The organism is Streptomyces sp. NPDC028298 (genome assembly GCF_055565895.1).
In genome coordinates, this window is record NZ_JBVHTL010000001.1 from 1,170,857 (window position 1) to 1,191,751 (window position 20,895).

General features: G+C 72.5%; 19 protein-coding genes and 1 pseudogene. 8 read left to right on the forward strand and 12 right to left on the reverse strand.

All coding sequences use genetic code 11. The annotated features are described in order from the left end of the window. Positions 1-7: 7 nt before the first annotated feature. Complete coding sequence (locus tag ACZ4TO_RS05250; protein WP_382796029.1) at positions 8-769, forward strand: creatininase family protein; 762 nt, start codon at positions 8-10, stop codon at positions 767-769. Positions 770-912: 143 nt separating this feature from the next. Here the strand turns inward: ACZ4TO_RS05250 and ACZ4TO_RS05255 are convergent. From ACZ4TO_RS05255 to ACZ4TO_RS05275, 5 genes and pseudogenes are all read right to left on the reverse strand, one after another. Further along, positions 913-1,923: pseudogene (locus ACZ4TO_RS05255) on the reverse strand (lysylphosphatidylglycerol synthase transmembrane domain-containing protein); the annotation flags it as partial. Continuing rightward, the gene (locus ACZ4TO_RS05260; RefSeq protein ID WP_382796026.1) at positions 1,920-2,855 is read right to left on the reverse strand and encodes a class I SAM-dependent methyltransferase; all 936 of its coding nucleotides are present in this window, start codon (positions 2,853-2,855) and stop codon (positions 1,920-1,922) included. The pseudogene ACZ4TO_RS05255 and the gene ACZ4TO_RS05260, both read right to left, overlap by 4 nt. Beyond that, positions 2,852-4,075: a glycosyltransferase family 4 protein gene (locus ACZ4TO_RS05265; RefSeq protein WP_468023470.1), complete on the reverse strand. Its 1,224-nt coding sequence runs from the start codon at positions 4,073-4,075 to the stop codon at positions 2,852-2,854. Before ACZ4TO_RS05265 ends, ACZ4TO_RS05260 begins: the two co-directional genes overlap by 4 nt. Next, the gene (locus ACZ4TO_RS05270) at positions 4,072-4,470 is read right to left on the reverse strand and encodes a 6-pyruvoyl trahydropterin synthase family protein (RefSeq protein WP_382796023.1); all 399 of its coding nucleotides are present in this window, start codon (positions 4,468-4,470) and stop codon (positions 4,072-4,074) included. The genes ACZ4TO_RS05265 and ACZ4TO_RS05270 overlap by 4 nt, the downstream gene beginning before the upstream one ends. Before the next feature lie 137 nt (positions 4,471-4,607). Continuing rightward, on the reverse strand, positions 4,608-5,588 hold the full coding sequence (locus ACZ4TO_RS05275; protein ID WP_382796021.1) for a zinc-dependent alcohol dehydrogenase: 981 nt from the start codon (positions 5,586-5,588) through the stop codon (positions 4,608-4,610). Positions 5,589-5,696: 108 nt separating this feature from the next. Between ACZ4TO_RS05275 and ACZ4TO_RS05280 the strand changes: the two genes are divergently transcribed. The 4 genes from ACZ4TO_RS05280 to ACZ4TO_RS05295 all read left to right on the forward strand — a co-directional run bounded on the left by ACZ4TO_RS05280 (position 5,697) and on the right by ACZ4TO_RS05295 (position 9,239). Then, complete coding sequence (locus ACZ4TO_RS05280) at positions 5,697-6,503, forward strand: CDP-alcohol phosphatidyltransferase family protein (protein ID WP_385045827.1); 807 nt, start codon at positions 5,697-5,699, stop codon at positions 6,501-6,503. 224 nt (positions 6,504-6,727) lie between these two features. After that, positions 6,728-7,867: an ABC transporter ATP-binding protein gene (locus ACZ4TO_RS05285; RefSeq protein ID WP_468023471.1), complete on the forward strand. Its 1,140-nt coding sequence runs from the start codon at positions 6,728-6,730 to the stop codon at positions 7,865-7,867. Then, positions 7,864-8,568, forward strand: coding sequence for an ABC transporter permease (locus tag ACZ4TO_RS05290; RefSeq protein WP_382796015.1), 705 nt, complete (start codon positions 7,864-7,866; stop codon positions 8,566-8,568). The genes ACZ4TO_RS05285 and ACZ4TO_RS05290 overlap by 4 nt, the downstream gene beginning before the upstream one ends. Then, the gene (locus ACZ4TO_RS05295; protein WP_382796012.1) at positions 8,565-9,239 is read left to right on the forward strand and encodes an ABC transporter permease; all 675 of its coding nucleotides are present in this window, start codon (positions 8,565-8,567) and stop codon (positions 9,237-9,239) included. Before ACZ4TO_RS05290 ends, ACZ4TO_RS05295 begins: the two co-directional genes overlap by 4 nt. Before the next feature lie 69 nt (positions 9,240-9,308). Here the strand turns inward: ACZ4TO_RS05295 and ACZ4TO_RS05300 are convergent, their stop codons facing one another. From ACZ4TO_RS05300 to ACZ4TO_RS05315, 4 genes are all read right to left on the reverse strand, one after another. Next, positions 9,309-9,941 carry a GTP-binding protein gene (locus tag ACZ4TO_RS05300; RefSeq protein ID WP_382795412.1) on the reverse strand — a complete coding sequence of 211 codons (633 nt, stop codon included), beginning with the start codon at positions 9,939-9,941 and terminating at the stop codon, positions 9,309-9,311. Next, positions 9,892-10,323 (reverse strand): DUF742 domain-containing protein, encoded by a 432-nt coding sequence (locus tag ACZ4TO_RS05305; RefSeq protein ID WP_382795440.1) that lies wholly within the window; start codon positions 10,321-10,323, stop codon positions 9,892-9,894. The genes ACZ4TO_RS05300 and ACZ4TO_RS05305 overlap by 50 nt, the downstream gene beginning before the upstream one ends. A gap of 73 nt (positions 10,324-10,396) precedes the next feature. Continuing rightward, a complete protein-coding gene (locus tag ACZ4TO_RS05310; RefSeq protein WP_365485868.1) occupies positions 10,397-10,870 on the reverse strand; it encodes a roadblock/LC7 domain-containing protein in 474 nt (157 codons plus the stop codon). Positions 10,871-10,872: 2 nt separating this feature from the next. Beyond that, positions 10,873-13,449: an ATP-binding protein gene (locus tag ACZ4TO_RS05315; RefSeq protein ID WP_468023472.1), complete on the reverse strand. Its 2,577-nt coding sequence runs from the start codon at positions 13,447-13,449 to the stop codon at positions 10,873-10,875. A 355-nt stretch (positions 13,450-13,804) separates the two neighbouring features. On the opposite strand from ACZ4TO_RS05315, the gene ACZ4TO_RS05320 reads away from it, so the two are divergent. From ACZ4TO_RS05320 to ACZ4TO_RS05330, 3 genes are all read left to right on the forward strand, one after another. After that, positions 13,805-14,749 (forward strand): ABC transporter substrate-binding protein, encoded by a 945-nt coding sequence (locus tag ACZ4TO_RS05320; RefSeq protein WP_382795436.1) that lies wholly within the window; start codon positions 13,805-13,807, stop codon positions 14,747-14,749. A 109-nt stretch (positions 14,750-14,858) separates the two neighbouring features. Next, a complete protein-coding gene (locus ACZ4TO_RS05325) occupies positions 14,859-16,514 on the forward strand; it encodes an aromatic amino acid ammonia-lyase (protein ID WP_468023473.1) in 1,656 nt (551 codons plus the stop codon). A 66-nt stretch (positions 16,515-16,580) separates the two neighbouring features. After that, a complete protein-coding gene (locus ACZ4TO_RS05330; RefSeq protein ID WP_468023474.1) occupies positions 16,581-18,221 on the forward strand; it encodes a serine/threonine-protein kinase in 1,641 nt (546 codons plus the stop codon). A 46-nt stretch (positions 18,222-18,267) separates the two neighbouring features. Here ACZ4TO_RS05330 and ACZ4TO_RS05335 read toward each other — a convergent pair whose 3' ends face one another. The 3 genes from ACZ4TO_RS05335 to ACZ4TO_RS05345 form a co-directional block, all read right to left on the reverse strand. Continuing rightward, complete coding sequence (locus tag ACZ4TO_RS05335; RefSeq protein WP_468023475.1) at positions 18,268-18,672, reverse strand: hypothetical protein; 405 nt, start codon at positions 18,670-18,672, stop codon at positions 18,268-18,270. A 68-nt stretch (positions 18,673-18,740) separates the two neighbouring features. After that, complete coding sequence (oxc, locus tag ACZ4TO_RS05340; protein ID WP_468023476.1) at positions 18,741-20,495, reverse strand: oxalyl-CoA decarboxylase; 1,755 nt, start codon at positions 20,493-20,495, stop codon at positions 18,741-18,743. Between the two features lie 187 nt (positions 20,496-20,682). Then, on the reverse strand, positions 20,683-20,895 hold the full coding sequence (locus ACZ4TO_RS05345) for a formate dehydrogenase subunit delta (RefSeq protein WP_382795397.1): 213 nt from the start codon (positions 20,893-20,895) through the stop codon (positions 20,683-20,685).

Genomic DNA, 20,895 nt, shown 5'->3' on the forward strand with positions numbered 1-20,895 from the left:
GTGAAAGATGAGTAGTTCGGGAACACGCGTGATGGAGTCCGGTGTGCTGTCACTGGACACCACGGAGGATGTCCGCGAGCGGGGGGCCGGTGTCGCCCGCCAGGTCGCCGTCCTTCCCGTAGGCAGCCTCGAACAGCACGGCGCGTACCTTCCCCTGACGACCGACACACTGGTGGCGTGCGCCATCGCGCGGGAGATCGCGGCCGCCTATCCGGTGCATCTTCTTCCTCCGGTGACGATCTCCTGCTCGCACGAGCACGCGGCCTGGCCGGGCACCGTCAGCATTTCCGCCGTCACGCTGTACGCCGTCGTCCGGGACATCGCCGCCTCGTTGCGGCGCTCCGGCGTCGACACGCTGGTCGTGGTCAACGGGCACGGCGGAAATTACGTACTGGGCAATGTGGTTCAGGAATCCGCGGGCACCGGTACGCGCATGGCGCTTTTCCCTGCCATGGAGGACTGGGAGGGCGCGTGTGAACGGGCCGGTGTGCAGACGTCGTTGCTCACTGATATGCACGCGGGAGAAATCGAGACGTCCATTCTCCTGCATGCCCATCCGGAATGCGTCAAAGACGGTTATGAGACCTCCGATTTCGTGGCCGACGACCGTCGGCATCTGCTCACTCTCGGCATGGCGGGCTATACCGAGTCCGGGGTCATCGGCCGTCCCTCGATGGCCGGCGCCGAGAAGGGGAAGGAACTCCTCGCCGGGCTGACCGAGGCCTTCGGGGCGTACTTCTCCTTGGTGACGTCCGAGACGCTGCACTGACCGGGCCCTCCCGCGCTCTCCTCGCGGGAGCGCCGGAGCGAGGCACCCCAGCGGACGACCAGGACCACGGCGCCGGGCAGGCTCGCCGCGAGGCTGAGGACGCCGTAGATCACCGCGACGGTCAGGCCCGTCCCGGCGCCGAGCCCGGCGGCGCCGAACGCCCAGGCGGTGGCTCCCTCGCGGGGGCCCCAGCCGCCGACGTTCAGCGGCAGTCCCATGGCCAGCAGCGCCAGCAGCGCCAGCGGCATCAGCCGGAGGACCGACGCGCCGGATCCGGCGGCCCGGGCGGCGAGCACGAACATCGCCAGATGGCCGGCGAGCACCAGGACCGACGAGAGCGTCACGCCGGGCCAGCTCCGCCGGGCCAGCAGGGCGCCCCGGGCCTCCACGAGCGCGCCGCGGACGGCTCCGTAGCGCCGTCCGGTGCCGGACGTGGTCCGCCGCCCGCGGACGACGGCGAAGGCCGCCGCGCCGCACACCGCGGCGATCACGAGGACCAGCGCGGTCTCCCGGGCCTGCGCGAGGACGGGTGAGGGCTGGGTGAGCAGCACCACCGCGCCGACGGCCACCAGCACGGCCTGGCCCGCGGTGCGTTCGAGCACCACCGAGCGCACCCCCCGGCCGATGTCACCGGCGCTCTGCCCGTGCCGCACGGCCCGGTGCACGTCGCCGAGGACCCCGCCGGGCAGCGCGGCGTTCAGGAACAGCGCGCGGTAGTAGTCGGCGACGGCCGCGCCCAGCGGGAGTTCGATGCGCAGCTCGCGTGCGACGAGGCACCAGCGCCAGGCGCTGAACACCGTGGTGAGCAGCCCGATGGCGACGGCCACCGTCAGGGTGGTCGCGTCGATCCTGCGCAGCCCGTCCACGAACACCCCGGTACCCAGCCGCCACAGGAGCACTCCGAGGATGAGGACACCGGCGGCGGTGCCGACGTGCCCGCGCACCCGGCCCCACACCCGCCGGGCGGGGGAGACCGCGCCGGCCGCCGGGCTCCCGGAGCCGCCGGCCGGGACGGGTCCCGGCTCGGCGTCCGTCGGGCCGGGCGCCCGCGAGGCGCCGGACTCCGCGGGGAGGTTCAGGTGCGGGCCGTCGAGCTCCGGGGCCGCGGCCACCCGGGCGGCGACCGGTCCCAGCGTCTCCAGGCCCGCGCTCACGCCGCACCCCCGGCCGGGTGGGGCAGCGCCAGCACGTCGCTGTGGTGCACGACCACGCGCAGCTCGCCCGCGGCGCAGGCGTCGAGCCGGGACTCCAGATAGGCCTCGGCCCGTTCGGCCAGCTCAGGGCGTTCCTCGACGGCCGCGCCGACCCAGCCGCGCAGCCACTCCGCGGTGAGGGCGGCCTCGTCGGGGCCGAGCCGCCAGGGGCTCGGGTGCACCCGTACGGTCGCGCCGTAGCGGGCGAACGCGTCGCAGGCGGCGGTGACGGCGTCCGGGCCGAGCAGTTCGCCGCGCCGCTGGTGGGCGTTGAACGCCTCGGTGATCTCGGCGTCCAGCGGGTCGGCGGGGGTGAGCTCGACCCGGCCGGCCACGGACAGCGTCAGCAGGGCGGGCACGCCCGCTCCGGCGCAGGCGGCGGCGAGCCGGTCGATCTCCTCGGCGGTGAGCACGTCGAGCAGCGCCGACGCGGTCACCAGGGAGGCGCCGGCGAGGGCGTCCGCCGTCAGCCGTCCGATGTCGCCGCGCTGGGTGGTGACGGCGACGTGGCTGCCGTCGGCCGCCGCCTTGGGCGCCCCGACCGTGGCGAAGTGCAGCAGGTACGGGTCGCGGTCGTGCAGGATCCAGTGCTGGGCGCCGTCGAGCCGGGGCGCGAGCCAGCGGCCCATGGAGCCGGTGCCGCAGCCGAGGTCGTGGATGGCCAGGTCTCCGCCGCGGACCGGCCGGTTGGCCAGCCGGATGCGCAGCGGGTCGAGCAGGTCGACCGCCCGCGCGGCCGCGTCGGCGGGCTCGCGCAACTGGAGCCACTGCGGTGCGTAGCGCACCTCTTCGGCGTCAGGGTCCCCGACTCGCTGACCGGGCACGCCCGTCCTCACCTTCTGCTCGGGGATGCCGGAGTCCGGCCCGCTCGCGGGCGTCGTGGCGGTGCTCATGCCGCCCTCCGGGGTTCCTGGGGCAGCCGGCCGAGCACTCCGGCCAGGCTGCGCGCGGTGGTCGCCCAGCCGTCGAGCGCGGCGCGCCGTCCGCGCGCCGCGGCCTTGAGCCGGCGGCGCACGTCGGCCTCGCCGAACCAGCCGCGCAGCTCGGCGGCGAGCGCCGCCGGGTCCTCCGGGGGCACGAGGATGCCGGGCACTCCGCCGTCGGGGGCGCGTCCGACGGCCTCGGGCACTCCGCCGACGTCCGTGGCGAGCACGGGGATGCCGCGGGCCAGCGCCTCGGTGACGGCCATGCCGTACGTCTCGGCGTACGAGGTGAGGACCATCAGGTCGGCCGCCGCGTAGCTGGCGTCGAGTTCGGCGCCGGCCTGGGGTCCGGCGAGGTGCAGCCGGTCGCCGAGGCCGTGCCGGTCGATCAGGGTGCGCAGATGGTCGACGTAGGCCGGGTCCTGGGTGAGTCCGCCGACGCAGACGCAGCTCCAGGGCAGGTCGGTGACGGTGGCGAGGGCTTCGATGAGCCGGTGCTGGCCCTTGCGCGGGGTCACCGCGGCGACACACAGCAACCGCGAGACACCGTCGGTGCCGGAGGCGACCGGCGCGATGTCGGCGCCGGGCGCGGCGGCGTGCACGCGGTCGGGGGCGAGGCCGTGGTGGGCGACGAGCCGGCGCACGGCCCATTCGCTGGTGGCCACGACGGCCGACACGGCCCGCAGGGTCGTACGTTCCAGGGCGTCCAGCTCGGCGGCCACGGCGGGGTCGAGTCCCGTCTCGTCGCCGAGCGGCAGGTGGACGAGGACGACGAGACGCAGCCGGTCGGCCTCGGGGGCGACGATCTCGGGGACTCCGCAGGCGACGATCCCGTCGAGGAGGACGACCGTGCCGTCGGGCAGGTCGGCCAGGGTCCGGGCGAGTTCCGTACGGGCCGCCGCGGCGGGGCGGGGCCACTGGCCCGCGAGGATGTGCCGCTGGACGTGCCACCCGAAGCCGGGCAGGTCCAGGCACAGGCGGCGGTCGTAGGCGTTGCCGCCGCTCGGCGTGGCCGGGTCGTCGACGCCGCCCGGCATGACGAAGTGCACGGTGCGCAGGGACATGGGGATGATCTCGGCGTTCTTGAGAGCCGCGTTCTGCACGGGCACGTAGTTCAGGGCACCGGATCCGGCGGCCTGAACGGCACGGCCGGACGGCGGGGACGCCTTGTCGAGGGTCACGTCGGTCACAGGTCACGCTCGTAACTCGCCCAGGCGATGTGCGACTCGTGGAGGGTGACGGTGATGCCGGTGAGGCCCCGCGCGCCCGCGCCCAGGGCTCCGGCGTGGACGCGGTCGGCGAGGCGGTCGGCGATGACCTTCGCCAGGAACTCGGTCGAGGTGTTGGTGTCCTTGAAGTCCGGCTCGCTGTCGAGGTTGCGGTAGTTCAACTCGCTCACGACGGCGCCGAGCTCCTGCGTGGCCAGGCCGATGTCGACGACGATGTTGTCGTCGTCCAGCTCGGGGCGACGGAAGGTGGCGTCCACCAGGAACGTCGCCCCGTGGAGGCGCTGCGCGGGTCCGAAGACCTCGCCACGGAAGCTGTGGGCGATCATCAGGTGATCGCGGACGGTGATGCTGAACAACGGACGACCCTCCAGGTGCGGTGCGTCTGATCCCCTGCCGGGATCACGTCGTGTAGTACGGCTGCCCGGTTCACCTTGTTCAGCCGCGCGTCGCCCTTTCTTCGGAGTCCGTGGAGGTCAGGCCGGTTCTCGTCGGCTCAAACCTGTTCGTAGGCGACTCGGTGGCACAGGGCGGGTATCGATCCGGAGGCCAGTTTCCCCATCACGTCGGGGAGTTCGCCGAAGGAGCACTCGCCGGTGATCAGGGCGTCGAAGGCCGGTTCGGCGAGGAGGTCGAGGGCCAGCGCCAGCCGGTCCGCGTAACTGCGGCCGGCCCGGGCGGAGGGGGAGACGGAACCCACCTGGCTGCTGCGCAGGGTCAGCCGGCGGGAGTGGAAGGCCTCGCCGAGCGGCAGGGCGATCCGGCGGTCCCCGTACCAGCTCAGCTCGATGACGGTGCCCTCGTGGGCGAGCAGGCGCAGGGAGAGGTCGAGTCCGGCCTCGCTGGCGCTGGCGTGCACGACGAGGTCGCGTTCGCCCTCGGCCTCCTCGGGGAGCGCGAAGTCGACGCCGAGCGCACGGGCGACGGCACCGCGTGCCGGATCGGCGTCGACGAGCTGGACGCGTACGCCGGGGAAGCGGGCGAGCAGCGCGGCGACCGAGCAGCCGACCATGCCGCCGCCGACCACGGCGATCCGGTCGCCGACGAGCGGGGCGGCGTCCCACAGGGCGTTCACCGCGGTCTCGACGGTGCCGGCGAGGATGGCGCGGGAGGCGGGCACCGACTCGGGTACGACGGTCACGGCGCTCACCGGGACGACGTAGCGCGTCTGGTGCGGGTAGAGGCAGAAGACCGTCCGCCCGAGCAGCCGCTCGGGTCCTTCCTCCACCCGGCCGACGCTCAGATAGCCGTATTTCACGGGTGCGGGGAAGTCCCCGTCCTGGAACGGCGCGCGCATCGAGGCGTGCTGGTTCTCCGGGACTCCCCCGCGGAACACGAGGGTCTCGGTGCCTCTGCTGACTCCCGAGTAGAGCGTACGGACGAGCACCTCGCCGTCCGCGGGCTCGTTCAGGGTGACGTCACGGATCTCGCCGTGGCCCGGAGACGCGAGCCAGAAGGCGCGAGCTGTGAGTTCCATGAGCGTTCCCCTGAACGATTCCGCAGATCTTCACGTACGGAGCAGTGACAAGTCGCGCACACGGTACGCGGCGTTGATCGAATCTGTCATTCGGCCGGAGGAACTGCGGTGGCCCTGAACAACATGTACGGCGCAAGGCTCCCCCAGCAGGAGACCACGGTGGGAGCCGGTGTGCAGCTCCTGGTGCTGGCCCTGCTGGGCACGGCGATCGGGATGGGGCCGGCGGGCTGGCTGACCGGTCTGGTGTTCGCCTTCGCCACTTGGGCGGTGCTGACCCGCGCGCTGCGGCGCACACAGCCCCGCTCCTTCGGACCCGCCAACCGGGTGACGCTCGGCCGCGCGATCCTGGTCGGCGGTGTCACCGCGCTGGTCGCGGACTCCTTCGAGAGCTCGCCGCCGGTGAGCCTGCTCGTCGGTCTGACGGCGGTCGCGCTGATCCTCGACGGCGTCGACGGCAAGGTGGCCCGGCGGACCGGCACGTCGTCGGCCCTGGGCGCCCGCTTCGACATGGAGGTGGACGCGTTCCTGATCCTCGTGCTGAGCGTGTACGTCTCCATGTCGCTCGGCCCGTGGGTGCTGCTGATCGGCACGATGCGGTACGCGTTCGTCGCCGCCGCCCGGGTGCTGCCGTGGCTGAACGGCGAGCTGCCGCCGAGCATGGCGCGCAAGACGGTGGCGGCGCTGCAGGGCGTCATCCTGCTGGTCGCGGGCTCCGGACTGCTGCCGTACGACGCGGAGATGGCCGCCGTGCTGACCGCGCTCGCCCTGCTCGTGTGGTCGTTCGGCCGCGACATCGGCTGGCTGTGGCGGCAGGGCGGCGGTGTACCCGTCGAGCGGACCCACCAGCCGCGGACGAGCGAGCGTCCGCGCGAACTGGTCACCGCGGGCCGGGGGCCCGTCGGTTCCGAGGGCTGACCCGAACTCCCCGCGTACGAGCGGGAGTCGGCACCGGACCGGACGGGTCCGGGCGGAGGCCGAGGGGGTCCGGAAGCGGGACGCGCCCGGAAAAAGGCGGACGCGCGCACGACATTCACGATCTGTCATGGCCGGGAACGAACATCGTCTGACTAGACTACGCACCCTCGTGCACGTCACCGCGCCACGCGCGGGCAAGGCCGTTCCCGAAGGGTTCTCGACGCTTGATAGCCATCGAAGATGTCAGCAAGCGATACGCCGACGGCACGGTGGCCGTCGATCGCCTGTCCCTCCAGATACCGGACCACTCCATCACCGTTCTCGTCGGACCTTCGGGCTGCGGCAAGACCACCACGCTCCGCATGATCAACCGGATGATCGAGCCGAGCAGCGGCACGATCCGGGTCGACGGTGAGGACATCCGCAGCCGCCCGGTCAACACCCTGCGCCGCTCCATGGGTTACGTCATCCAGAACGCCGGACTCTTCCAGCACCGGACCGTCGTCGACAACATCGCCACGGTGCCCCGGCTGCTCGGCTGGTCCAAGCAGCGGGCGCGGGAACGCGCCACGGAACTGATGGAACGGGTCGGCCTCGACCCGGCCATGGCCCGCCGCTACCCGTACCAGCTCTCCGGCGGTCAGCAGCAACGGGTCGGCGTCGCCCGCGCGTTGGCGGCCGATCCGCCCATCCTGCTGATGGACGAGCCGTTCTCCGCGGTCGACCCGGTCGTACGCCGGGGACTGCAGGAGGAGTTGCTGCGCATCCAGATCGAACTGGGCAAGGCCATCGTCTTCGTCACCCACGACATGGACGAGGCGATCACCATCGGTGACCGCATCGCCGTGCTGCGGACCGGCGGCAAGCTGGCCCAGTTCGCGGCCCCGGACGAGATCCTCTCGGCGCCGGCCGATCCGTTCGTCGAGCAGTTCCTCGGCTCCGACCGGGGCATCCGGGGCCTGTCGTTCCTGGGCACCGACGATCTCGAACTCGACGGCTCCCGGGTCTTCCCCGTCGGCTCCGACTGGCGCGAGATCGCCGCACGCGAGCCCGTGGGTGCGCCCGTGCTGGTCACCGACGCCGACGGCCGGCCGCTCGGCTGGGCCGACCCGGGGAGCTGGGGCGGAGAGGTCGGGGACCTCGAACCGTACGGCCCGGCCTTCGAGGTGGGCCGGGACTCGCTGCGGATCGCCCTGGACCGGGCCGTGCTGTCGCCGACCGGCCTGGCCGTGGCGGTCGACGGTTCGGGGACGGTCCTCGGGGTCGCCGGGCAGGAGACGATCGCCGCGGCGATCCGGTCGGCCCGGCGACGGCGGGCGGCGGACGCCCCGCTGGAGACGCCGACGGCGAAGGCCGCGCGATGAACGAGTTCTTCGAGATACCGAGCGCCATCCAGCACAGCTACGGCGGTCTGATCGCCCTCCACATGGAGGAGGCGCTCGTCCCCGTGCTGGCCGGCCTGCTGCTGGCCCTGCCGATCGGACTGCTCTGCGTCCACTTCGACTGGCTCTACGCGCCGGTCCTGTGGACCTCGACGATCCTCTACGCGATCCCCTCGATCGCCTTCTTCGTGGTCCTCATCGACTACACCGGGCTGAGCCGGCTCACCGTGATGATCCCGCTGTGTCTGTACAGCCTGGTCGTACTCGTCCCGGCTGTCGTCGACGGGGTCCGGTCGGTTCCCGAGGAGACGAACGCCGCCGCCTCGGCGATGGGCATCGGCCTCGCGCGCCGCTACTTCCAGGTCCAACTGCCCATCGCCGTACCGGCCATCATGGCCGGACTGCGGGTGGCCGTCGCCTCCAGCATCAGCCTGGTGAGCGTCGGCGCGCTGATCGGCAACCAGGGCGCGTTCGGGAACCTGCTGACCTACGCCCAGTTGTACGGCCGCCCGCGCCTCGCCGTGACCGCGGTGGTCACCCTGGCCGTCCTCGCGGTCGTGATCGACGCCCTGCTGGTCCTGCTGCGGCGGGTGCTCACCCCCTGGCAGCCCCCGTCCGCCCGCACCGGGCGCTTCGGGGCCACGGCCGCGGACGCCACCCCCGTCCCGGAGGCCGCCTCGTGAACGTACTGCACTTCATGCAGGCCTTCTTCAGCGACGGTTCCCACTGGCACGGCTACGACGGCATCCCGCAGCGTGTCTGGGAGCACGTCCAGTACACGGCCGCGGCCCTCGCGATCGCCTCGGCCATCGGGCTGCCGATCGGGCTGGTCACCGGGCACACCGGGCGCGGCGGCAACACGCTCGCCTTCCTGTCCGCGGGGGCCCGGGCGCTGCCGACCTTCGGACTCCTGGTCCTGATGTTCGTGTGGCTGGGCCTCGGCATCGTGCCGGTGATGATCCCGCTCGTTGTGCTGGCGGTCCCGCCGGTCCTCATCACCACCTACGAGGCGATCCGCACCGTGGACCCCTCCCCCGTCGACGCCGCCCGCGGCATGGGCATGCCGGAGGCGCGGATCCTGTTCCAGGTCGAGGTTCCGGCGGCACTGCCGCTGATCCTCAGCGGGCTGCGCTCGGCGACGATCCAGATCGTCTCCACGGCCACGATCGCGGCCTATGTGTCCCTCGGCGGGGTCGGCCGGTACATCCTGGACGGCCTCTACCAGCACAACTACGAGAAGGTGGCCGGCGGAGCCGCCGTCACGGCCGTCCTCGCGCTGCTCGTCCTCGTGCTGTTCTGGGGCGTGGACCGGGTGGCGGTCTCCCCCGGAGTGAGCAGACGCCGGGCCTCGTAGGAAGACCGGACAGGGATGCGGGGAGGGGGACGGCCTGAACGCCGTCCCCCTCCCCGCATCCGTGTCCGTCTACTCTCCCCGAGCGTGTGCCCCGCCCTCGGCCCGGGCGAGGGCGTGTTCCAGGACGACGAGCAACGCGTCCCGCACGGACCCCCGGTCGCGTGCGTCGAACACGGTCAGCGGCACGTGGTCGGCGACGTCGAGGGCCCACCGCACGTCGTCCAGATCGTGTTCGACCCTGCCGTCGAAGGCGTTGACGGCCACCGCGAAGGGGATGTCGCGGTGCTCGAAGTAGTCGACGGCCGCGTAGCAGTCGTCGAGCCGCCGGGTGTCGACGATGACGAGCCCGCCGAGCGCGCCCTCGACGAGGTCGTCCCACATGAACCCGAACCGCTCCTGGCCGGGCGTGCCGAACAGGTAGAGCTTGAGCGTCGGGTCGAGGGTGACGCAGCCGAAGTCCATGGCGACGGTCGTCGTCACCTTCTCCGGGGTGTGGCTGAGGTCGTCGACGCCGGCGGCGACCGAGGTGATGGACGCCTCGGTGGTCAGCGGCTCGATCTCCGAAATGGCCCCCACCGTCGTGGTCTTGCCCACGCCGAAGCCGCCGGCGATCACCATCTTCACGGGCAGGGGCGGCCGGGGACGCTCGTCGTCATCCCTCACGGATCGCGCCCCGGGAGTCGGGGACAGCTCGGAGACCATCGATCACCCTTCGCAGAACAGTGACATCGCGGTTGGAACGGGCCTGCGGCGCGTACAGGGCCAGTTGCCCGTCGGCGCGCAGATCGTCGGCGAGAACCCGGACCACATTCAAGTGCATCCGGAGCCTCGCCGCGATCTCCGCGAGCGACTGCGGCTCGCGGCAGACCGTGATGATGTCGCGGTGCTGGTCGAAGACGAAGCGGTCCAGTGCCGCCAGCCCCACACGCGTGGCCACCACCTGTGTCTCGATCGGTATCGGCGGTACGAGACTGTCTCCGCCGGCGATCCGTCCCGCGGTCAGCAGGAACGGCCGGACGACCGAGGCAGGGCGTTCCGCTCCCCCCTCGGCGTCGCCGCCGGCCAATGGCTCGCCGGACGTCATCACGTCCTCCCCCTTCAACTCGGCGCGCGTCACCGGTCGTGTGACGTGCCCTCGGACAGCGGCCGGCCGGTGGTCAACCGGCCGGTGCGACACCCACGGTTCGCTTCAGCTCCATCACCAGTTGCGGACTGAGCACCGCACCGGCCCGGTTGGCGAACAGCGTCATCTCGTACGCGATGTTGCCGAGCTTCGCCTCCTTCGAGGTGACCACGCCGAGCACCGCACCGGCGCCGAGCGAGGACACCAGCACGTGCCCTTCCTCCAGGTCGATGATGACCTTGTTGAGGCTGCCGAGGCCGTAGTTGCCGGAGGCCCCCATGGCGAGGCTGGTGATGCCGGAGACGATCGCCGCGAGCCGCTCGGAGTCGGCCTGGCCGCGCAGTTGGGAGACCGCGATGAGCAGCCCGTCGGAGGAGACACCGATCACGTCGACGACCCCGGCGGTCTCGGTGGCGAATCGGTTGAGCAGCCAGTTGAAGTCGGCAGCGGCCGTCTTCACGTCCGCCGCGGGTTCCGCTGTCCGGGACTCGGGTCCGCCTGTCCACATGGTCACGTGCTCATGCCTTCCGGAGAAGAGGGTCTTCTGTTCTGGTCGTCGGTCCCGGCCGGGCCGCCGGGTCTGCCGCCCGGCCGGGTCACCAAGGTCGTGCGGTCCTCGGCCGCGCTCTCGCGTTCGGCCCGCAGGACGGCGGCCTCGAACTCGTCGAGTTCGGAGCGCGCGGCCTCGGCGTCCGTCGGCTGCCAGGACGGCGGCCTGCGGTGGGTGGGGGGTTCGGTGGGCCGGGGCAGCCGGCTCGCCGCGGTGCCGGCCGACAGGGTCGCCCCGCGCACGCGGCGGCGCAGCGGACCGGTCTCGCCGGAGCGCGCCGGTCCGGTGGGTGCCGGTCCGGTGAGTGCCGGGTCGGCCCCGCTGCCGGGCCTGGCGCCGCCGTGCGTGGCCGCGCGCTCGGCGCCGGTGTCCGCCGTCTCCGACCGGCGGGCGTGGCCGGGGGACTCGGCGGTACGGGACCAGGAGGGCACCCTGCGGGGCAGGCCCGCGGGTCCGGCCGGCGTCTCGATCCGCGCCTTGCGCGGCTCGGCGGGTCCGGGGCGGCGCGCCGGTGGCTGCATGCGCGGGGCCCGCACGGGGGCGGCCACCTGGTCGCCGGGCACGAGGTGGGCCGCGGGGACGGCGACGGTGGCGGTGACACCGCCGCCCGGGGTACGGGACAGGACGACCTCGATGCCCCAGCGCCGGGACAGGCCGCCGACCACGAACAGACCGAGCACCTCGGTGGGCGCCAGGTCGAGGCGCTCGCGCCGGATCAGCCGGGCGTTCTCCTGTTCCAGGCGCTCCGGGCTCATGCCCAGTCCGTGGTCGATGATCTCGACGAGGGCTCCGCCGCCGTGGTGGCGGGGCCGCAGGACGACTTCGACGCCGCTGGTCGCCGGGGAGAACATCACGGCGTTCTCCAGGAGTTCGGCGAGCATGAGGGTCAGGTCGCCGACGATGTCGGGGACGACGGTGACATCGCCCTCGGCGTGCGGGGTGACGCGCTGGTAGCCCTCGATCTGGCCGAGCGAGGCGCGCACGATGTTGCTGAGCCGCATCGGTTCGGTGTTGAGGCCCGTCTCGCTGATCCCGGCGAGCAGCATGAGGCTGTCGGCGTTGCGCTGGAGACGGACGGCGATGTGGTCGATGCGGTAGAGCCGGTCCAGCACCTCGGGGTCGGTCTCGCCCCGCTCCACGGAGTCGATCAGGGCGAGTTGGCGGGCCGTCAGGTTGCTGACGCGGCGGCCGACGTTGCCGAACATCTCGGCGATGTTGCGCCGGCCGACGACCTGGCGTTCCAGCAGCGCGCTCGCGGTGACCTGAACCTGGTTGAAGGCTTCGGCCAGTTCACCGATCTCGTCGCGCACCGGCACGGGAACGGCCTCCAGGCGCGGCGGGCTCGCGTCGTCGGCGTCGTCGTCGGCGACGCGGGCGAGCTCGCTCTTGGCGGCGCCGGCCACGTGCTGGGCCGCGGAGGTGAGGGCGCGTACGGTCCGCACCACGGATCGCCGGGTCAGCACGGAGAACGCCAGCCAGCCCGCGAAGGCGGCCAGGATGCCGGCGATCAGCCAGGCGACCCGCCACCAGGCGGAGTTCGACGCGGACTGGGCGTTCCCCGCGATCCCGCCGATCAGCGACTGGACGATCTTCAGCCGGTTCTCGGCCTGCCGCTCATAGGTGGGCCCGGCGCGCAGCGCCTCGTCGAGCGCGGCCCGGAGCTGGGTCGCGTTCTCGGCGACCAGCGCTCCGGTGTCGACCTGGAGCGCGGCCCAGTGCTGGGTGATGACGCTCTGGTAGGGGCTGTGCTCGATCCCGGCGAGGTCGGTGCCCTGTTCGGGGCCCGCGAACCGGGTGAACCGCTCGGCCTGGTAGGTGTACTGGTCGTAGTCGCCGACGGCGCCGGTGAACTCGATGAGCGCGTTGGCGTCACGGGTGCGGGCGGCGAAGACGCTGGTCTCGAAGGAGGCGTGGGCGGTGTCGGCGCGCAGCAGGGCGTCGAGCAGATTGCCGGCGGACGCGGAGGACTCGCTGCCCGAGCGGCCGAGACCGAGGCCGTCGATGAGTCCCTCGATCACCGATCCGTACGCCGGGTCGATGTTGTCGGCGGGGATCGGCCCCTGCTCGACGGTCGTGCGGAGGCTGTCCAGGCCTTCGAGCTCCTTGAGCGCCTCGGCCTCGCCGGCGGGCAGCCGGTCGCCGTAGGCGGAGCGGACCGCCGCGATGCGGGCGCCGACCTTGTCCTGCGCGGCCAGATAGGCGGCGGTGTCCGGGGCGCTCTTCCCCTTGCCCGAACCGGCGGCCTCGTAGCGCAGGGAGACCAGGAGCGCCTGCCGGTGCTCGGTCTGCACGGCGTCGATGAGTTGCGTCACCTGCGCGCTGTCGCGCACGAGTTGGGCGGTCTCGGCGGCGGATCTGGCCTTGCCGATTTCCCCGGACACGACATAGGCGAGCATCACGGAGATGACGGCGAGCGGCACGATCACCAGGACGTTGAGTTTCCGGCGGAAAGGCCAGCGGTCCAGCAGAGATGGTGTCCGGCCGGTCCCGAGAGCAGTGGACGGCTGCCCCGAGGCGGCCTTTCTGTGCGCGGGCACCCAACCTCCTTGACGTCATTCCCCGTTGGCATCCCGAAGACAGGCTTGCGTGGATCAATGGTCACGAGCAGCGCGATCGGGCCGACAAGTGGAAGGGGGCCCTCGACGCGGCCAACACTAGCGGCTGCCGTCAGAGTACGGCCATGATCAACCGAAAAGTGGCACGCAAAGACGCCTGGTTCGCTCATGTTTCAGTCGCGTTGCGCCTACGGGCTGAAGCGGCCCGGTCCCCATCAGTGATCTATTCGTGTCTTGACGGTAGTTGAGGCGGCTCGATTGGATCGTCAGGACCGTCACCCGAGCCCACCAGCCACCACCGCCCCGCCGATTGCCAAGTCTGGATGAACAAGTGACCATCGCCAGAAGCACTCGTACCTCCGCAACCTCCGCTGTATCTCTGCTGGTTGTGGCCGCCGCCGCGCTGACGGGCTGCGGATCCTCCGACGACTCGGGCAACAAGGACCCGTTGAAGGGCGACACCGCCAAGGCCGGTACGGTCGTCGTCGGTTCCAACAACTTCCCCGAGAGCATCCTGCTCGCCGACATCTACGGCGAGGCCCTCAAGGCCAAGGGGATCAAGGTCAGTTACAAGCTGAACATCGGCAGCCGCGAGACCACGTACGGACTGATCAAGAACGGCACGATCACGGTCCTGCCGGAGTACAACGGCGCGCTGCTCGCCTACCTGGACGCCAAGGCCGCGCCGACGTCCGTCGACGAGACCAGCTCGGCGATCTCGGCCAAGCTCGACGCGAAGCTCTCCCTGCTGCAGCCGTCCGAGGCCCAGGACAAGGACGCGATCGCCCTGAACGAGGCGACGGCCAAGAAGTACAACCTCACGGAGAAGTCGAGCATCAGCGACCTCGCCGACGTGGCGAAGGACCTGGTCGTCGGCGGCTCGCCCGAATTCCAGACCCGGCAGCAGGGCCTGAAGGGCCTGAAGTCCGTATACGGTCTCGATTTCAAGAGTTTCAAGGCGCTGGACGCGGGTGGCCCGCTCACCGTGGCGGCGCTGAAGGGGAACAGCATCCAGGCCGCGGACATCTTCACGACGGACCCCGGAATCAGCAAGAACAAGTTCGTCGTGCTGCAGGACACCAAGAACCTTTTCGGGTTCGAGAACGTAACTCCGCTGACATACAAGAGCGGTCTGCCCGCGGCCGGGGTCTCGGTCCTCAACGACGTCTCGGCGAAGCTCGACACCGAAGCCCTGGTGAAGCTGAACAGCGACGTGCAGAACGGCAACAAGGACCCGCTGGACGTCGCCAAGAACTGGCTGGCCTCGGCCGGACTGAGCTGACCCCGGCACCGGCGGCCCGGACGCCGGACGCCCAGGGCCGGGAGACGGGCCTCCCGGCCCGGTTCGTCTGTCGACGGTGACGGAGTACGGCTGAGGAGTGAGGTCCGTCATGCTCGAGCGCACGGCCCAGGCCGCCCCGGTCGGGCCGGCCTCGTGGAGCGCGCCGTCCGGCGCCGCCCTCGACGGCCGGGGGCTCGACGCCGCCACGGTGGCCCGGGTCGCCGACGGGGCGCCGCCACCCCCCGTGTGTCCGGCGGCACTCGCGACGATGGAGCACACCCGGCGGGCCGCGCACCGGCTGGCGGCCGAGGGTGCCCGCGTCTACGGACGCAGCACCGGCGTGGGAGCGCACCGGGGACTGGCCGTCGAGGAACACGACGGCGCGGGCCACGATCTGCGGCTGCTGCTGAGCCACGCGGGCGGGGTGGGTGAGGAACTGCCCGCCCGCCAGGTCCGCGCGATGATGGTGGTACGCGCCAACCAGCTCCTCGTCGGCGGCTCGGGGGCGGCCCCCGAGATCGCCACGGCCATCACGCGGGCGCTGGGGGCGGGTGTGCGTCCCCGGGTGCCCGAGTACGGGTCCGTGGGTACCGGTGACCTGACCGCGCTGGCCCGTCTGGGGCTCGCGCTCTTCGGCCACGACACGTGGTCGCCCCGTACTCCCCCGTCCGAGAGACCGTCGGCCGAGAGACCGTCGACCGAGAGACCGTCGGCCGAGAAGCCGTCAGCCGGGCAGTGGGCTCCCGAACCCCTGCCGCTGCGACGCGGGGACGCCCTGGCCCTGTTGAGCAGCAACGCCCTCACCCTCGGGGAGTCCGCGCTCGCCTGGCACGACCTCGGGGCACCGCTGCGTGCCTCCCATGTGGTGGCCGCGCTCGCCCTGCACGCGGTGGACGGCTCCCTCGAACCGTACGCACCGGAGGTCCACGCGGCCCATCCGCACCCGGCGATCGCGCGCGCGGCGGAACACGTCCGATGGCTGCTCGGCGCGGCGACCGGATCGGGGACAGGCGCTCCGGGGCGGGCGGACAGGGTGCCGGCACGGGTGCAGGACCCCTTCGGCTTCCGGTGCTTCCCACAGGCTCACGGTCCCGCGATGGAGACGTGGTCCGGCCTGGAACGGGTGCTGTCCATCGACCTCAACTCCGCCACCGAGAATCCCCTGATCGGCTGGGACGACGTCACGGGCGCTCCCGCCGCCCGGCATCACGGCGGCTTCTTCACCGCGCCGCTCACCCTCGCGCTCGACCAGTCGGTCCTCGCCGTGCTCGGCACGGCCCGGCTCTCCGCGGCCCGGCTGTCCGCCCTCGGCCGTCCCGAACTGACCGGACTGCGCTCCTACTTGGCCGACGCCTCCTCGGCCGGGTCGGGGATGATGATCCTGGAGTACAGCGCCGCGTCCGCCCTCGCGGAGATCCAGGCGTGCGCCACCCCGGCCTCGCTCGGACATGTCGTGCTGTCCCAGGGCATGGAGGAGGCGGCGACGTTCGCGACCCAGGCCGCGCGCAAGGCGCTGCGGGCGGCGAGGGCGTACCGGCTGGTCCTGGCCTGCGAACTCGTCGCGACCGTACGGGCGTTGCGGCTGCGCGGCACGCCGCCGGCGCCCGGCACCCCGGCGGGCCGCGCCTACCTGCGCGCCGCGGCGGCGCTGGACCCGGACATGCGGGACCGCCCCCTCACCGACGACGTGACCGTGGCGGCGGACCTGCTGGACGAGTTCGCCGCACTCGTCGTCGGCGAAGGGGAGCCGGCACGGCTGGGTTAGAGTCGGCGCGGTCCCCGGTCGGAGGTTCTGCCGTGGGCGGGCTGTGCGTTGGGGGATGACGGCACCATGCGGTACGAACACGTGGAACTCTCCGGGTACGAGATCCAGGAGGTCCTCGGCAGGGGCGGCTTCGCCACGGTCTACCGGGCCCATCAGGTGGCGGTGGGCCGCGAGGTCGCGCTCAAGGTCGACAGCAGGGTCCTGGCCACGGACCGCGACCGGCAGCGCTTCCTGCGCGAGGTCACGGCCGCGGGCCGGTTGTCCGGACATCCGCACGTGGTGCCGGTGTACGACGCCGGCGTCCTCGGTGACGACCGCCCGTACATGGTCATGGAGCTGTGTCCGGGCGGCTCGCTCGGCGACCGCCTGCACCGCCACGGACCGCTCTCGGTCAAGGAGGCCCGGGACATCGGGCTCGGCATCGCCGACGCGCTGGCCGCGGCCCACACCGCCGGAGTGCTGCACCGCGACATCAAGCCGGGCAACATCATGGTCAACCGGTACGGCGGGGCCGCCCTCACCGACTTCGGTCTGGCCGCCATGCCGAGGCCCGGCCGGGAGCTGTCGGTGACACGCGAGGCGCTGACCCCGGCGTACGCGCCGCCCGAGGCCTTCCACCTGGCCGAGCCCACCACGACGGGCGACGTGTACTCGCTCGCCGCCACGCTCTACGCCCTCCTGCGCGGCCGCCCGCCGCACCACCCCGACGACGGCACCCAGCTCAGTCTCGCGGAGCTCATCGTCCGGCACACCTGGCCCTACGCCGACCTGCCGGGCGTGCCGGGTGCGCTCAACGAGGTGCTCAGACAGGCCCTGGAGACGGATCCGTCCTCACGGACGCGGGACGCGTCGGCGCTGCGGGACGCTCTGGCCGCGGTCGACGTCGACAGCGCGGCCCGGGGCGTGTTCGGACCGGCGCCCCGGTCGGCCACCACCGTCCCCGCCCACCGCGACACGCCTCCCGCCTCCCCCACCCCGCCCACCACGCTTCCCCCACCGCCCGCGGCCCCGCACGCACCGGGCCCGGCGGCCCCGGGCGACCACTCCGCCGGCGGTGGCGCGGCGAGCACGGTGGCGGAGCCGGGGGCCCGCGGGTCCTCGCGGTGGCGGCCGGGTCTGATCGGCGTGCTGGCGGCGGTCGTGGTCTCGGTGAGCGTGTCCGTCACCTGGGTGGTCAACACGTACGGGTCGCCGGACGGTCCCGGCTCGTCCACGGGCGGATCCCCGGCCCCGGGCGCCTCGGGCAAGGCCTCGCCGGGCGCCGACGCGGCCTTCGGCGGCGTACGGACCACGCGGAGCGGCTGCCCGGCCGCCGGCGTCGAAGGGGTGGGCGGCCGCTGCGTCACGACCCCCGAGTGCTGGAGCGGCATCACCGACATCTCGGGGACGATCACCGTCAGCCGCGCCGACTGCCACGTCGCGCACGTGTGGCAGACCTTCGCCGTCGCCCCGCTGCCCAAGGACGGGATGACGTACAACGCGCGGGATCTCGTGAGGCATCCCGACGTCAAGGCGCTGTGTTCGCAGCGGGTGATGCGTGACTCCCTTGCGTCCGCGCGCCGTTCGGACGGCACCCGCTGGGACGTGGACGTCCTCCCGCCGACCGCCCCGCAGTGGGCCGAGGGCCTCAGGGTGTTCCGCTGCGTGGCCGCGGCGGAGACGGACGACGGCGAGATCACCGGCAGCCACTTCGGCGCGACGGGCTGACCCCGCGCCGCGGGCGGACCTGAACGGGCCCCGCCGGTCCGGGAATTCAGCCCGCCGGGCGTTCCCGCCCGGCCCTCGTCAACAGCCACTGCCAGCGCCGGCGTTCGGTCACGCAGGTCGCGGCGGCCAGCACGGTGACCGGGACCGCCGCCCAGGCGGGCCAGGTGAGCCACGAGGACACCACCGCCGCGACCAGTTGCAGCAGGACCAGCAGCACGGTCGCCCAGCCCGGCACCGGCACGACGACGTCGGCCTTGTCCCCCGGTGTCGCGAAGACCGTCGGCAGACCGATGAGCAGCACCACGGACGCCACGGCGAGCAGCCACGAACGGTCCGACAGCGCCCACGGGGTGGCCACCCAGGCCACGATCTCCGTCGTGAAGCGGAGGACGGACGGCACGCGGTCGTCGGGTCGCCCCGACGCGGTCGTTCCGGGCGCGGTATCGGTCACCGCGAAACGATCCCACGCCGGACTCCCGATCACCAGAGGGGCACGATCCCGAGGAGGCCGGCCCCCGCTCACCTCGCGGCGGACCCGATGTTCCCGCCCGTGATGCCCTTCGGGTTCAGGTGGGCGATGTGGCCGCTCTCGGTGCCGGCGGAGGGGTCGATGACGCAGTCGACGAGCGCCGGGCCTCCGGAGGCCAGCGCCTCGGTGAGGGCCGCGGTGACCTCGGCGGGTGTGGTCGCGCGGTAGCCCTTGCCGCCGAACGCCTCGATCATCCGGTCGTGGCGGGCCGAGCGCATCAGCGTGGTCGGGGACGGCGCGTCGCCCAGGGGATTGACGTCGTCGCCGCGGTAGACGCCTCCGTTGTTCATGACGACCGTGACGACGGGCAGCCCGTACCGGCAGATCGTCTCCAGTTCCATGCCGCTGAACCCGAAGGCACTGTCGCCCTCCACGGCGACGACCGAGGCGCCGCCGCTCTCGACGGCGGCGGCGATCGCGTAGCCCATGCCGATGCCCATGACGCCCCAGGTGCCGCTGTCGAGGCGATGCCGCGGTACGCGCATCTCGATGACGTTGCGCGCGATGTCCAGGGCGTTCGCGCCCTCGTTGACGATGTACGTCTCCGGGTGCTCGCGCACGACGTCGCGTACGGCCCTCAGCGCGCCCATGAACTGCATGGGATGCGGATCCGCGTTCAGCCGCTCCGCCATCTTGGCCACGTTCAGCGCCGAGCGCGCCTCCAGTTCCGCGCGCCAGGCGGCGGGGGCCGTGATCCGGCCGGGTTTGGCGCGCTCGGCGATCGCGTCCAGCACCGACTCGATGTCTCCGACGAGCGGGGCGGCGATGGGCTGGTTGCTGTCCATCTCCCTGGCCTCGATGTCGACGTGCACGAACCGGGCATCGGGGTTCCACTGCGGTGCCTGGCCGTGGTTCAGCAGCCAGTTGAGGCGGGCGCCGACGAGCATCACGACGTCGGCCCGCTTCAGTGCCAGCGAACGGGCGGTGGCCGCCGACTGCGGGTGGTCGTCGGGCAGCAGGCCCTTGGCCATCGACATCGGTACGAACGGGATGCCGGTGGACTCCACGAACTCGCGGACGCGTTCGTCGGCCTGCGCGTACGCGGCACCCTTGCCGAGCACCAGCAGCGGCCGTTCCGCCCCGGCGAGCAGTTCGACGGCCCGGTCCACCGCCTCGGGTCCCGGGAACTGGCGCGGCGCGGGGTCGACGAGCCGGCTCAGCGTCCGCGCGCCCGTCTCCGCGTCCATGACGGAGCCGAGCACCGCGGCGGGGATGTCGAGATACACGCCGCCGGGGCGCCCCGAGACCGCGGTGCGCAGGGCACGGGCGATGCCCCGGCCGATGTCCTCCACCCGGCTGACCCGGTAGGCGGCCTTGCAGAACGGCTGCGCGGCGGCGAGCTGGTCCATCTCCTCGTAGTCACCCTGCCGGAGGTCGACCAGGTGCCGCTCGCTGGAACCGGAGATCTGCACCATGGGGAAGCAGTTGGTGGTGGCGTTGGCCAGGGCGACCAGACCGTTCAGGAACCCCGGCGCGGACACGGTCAGGCAGATGCCGGGCTTCCTGGTGAGAAAGCCGGCGGCCGCCGCCGCGTGACCGGCGTTGCTCTCGTGCCGGAACCCGATGTAGCGGATGCCCCGCGCCTGCGCGAGACGGGCCAGGTCGGTGATGGGGATGCCGACGACCCCGTAGATCGTGTCGACGTCGTTCATCTGCAGCGCGTCGACGACCAGGTGGTAGCCGTCGGTGAGCTCGGTCGGCGCGTCGGTGTCCGCCGCGGTCTCCGGTGTCGAGGGAGCGGTCATGGTCCGAGGTCCTCCTTGGGCTGGTTCTGTCGGTTTCGGTCCCGTGGTTTCCGGCTTCAGCGGGGGCCGGTCCTGGTGGCTCCCGGGTCCAGCGGGGGCTGGTCCTGGTGGTCTTCGGTTCTGCCGCGGGCCGGTCCTGGTGGCTTTTCGGTTCTGGCGGTGGCCACTCCGGGGTGGCCACCCTCGCTCAGCGCAGGAGCCGTACCGCCGCGATCACCAGCGGATGCAGCCCGTCGGCTCCGGTGTCGGCGTACGCGAGGAGGCGGGAGCGCATGCGGGGGTCCCAGAAGCGGCCGATGTGTCCCGCGACGGCCTCGGCGGCCGCCTCCTCCGGCAGATGCCCGAGGTTGCGGGCGATGTCGTTGGCCATGCGGCGCTCCGGGGGCACGGTCGCCGTCAT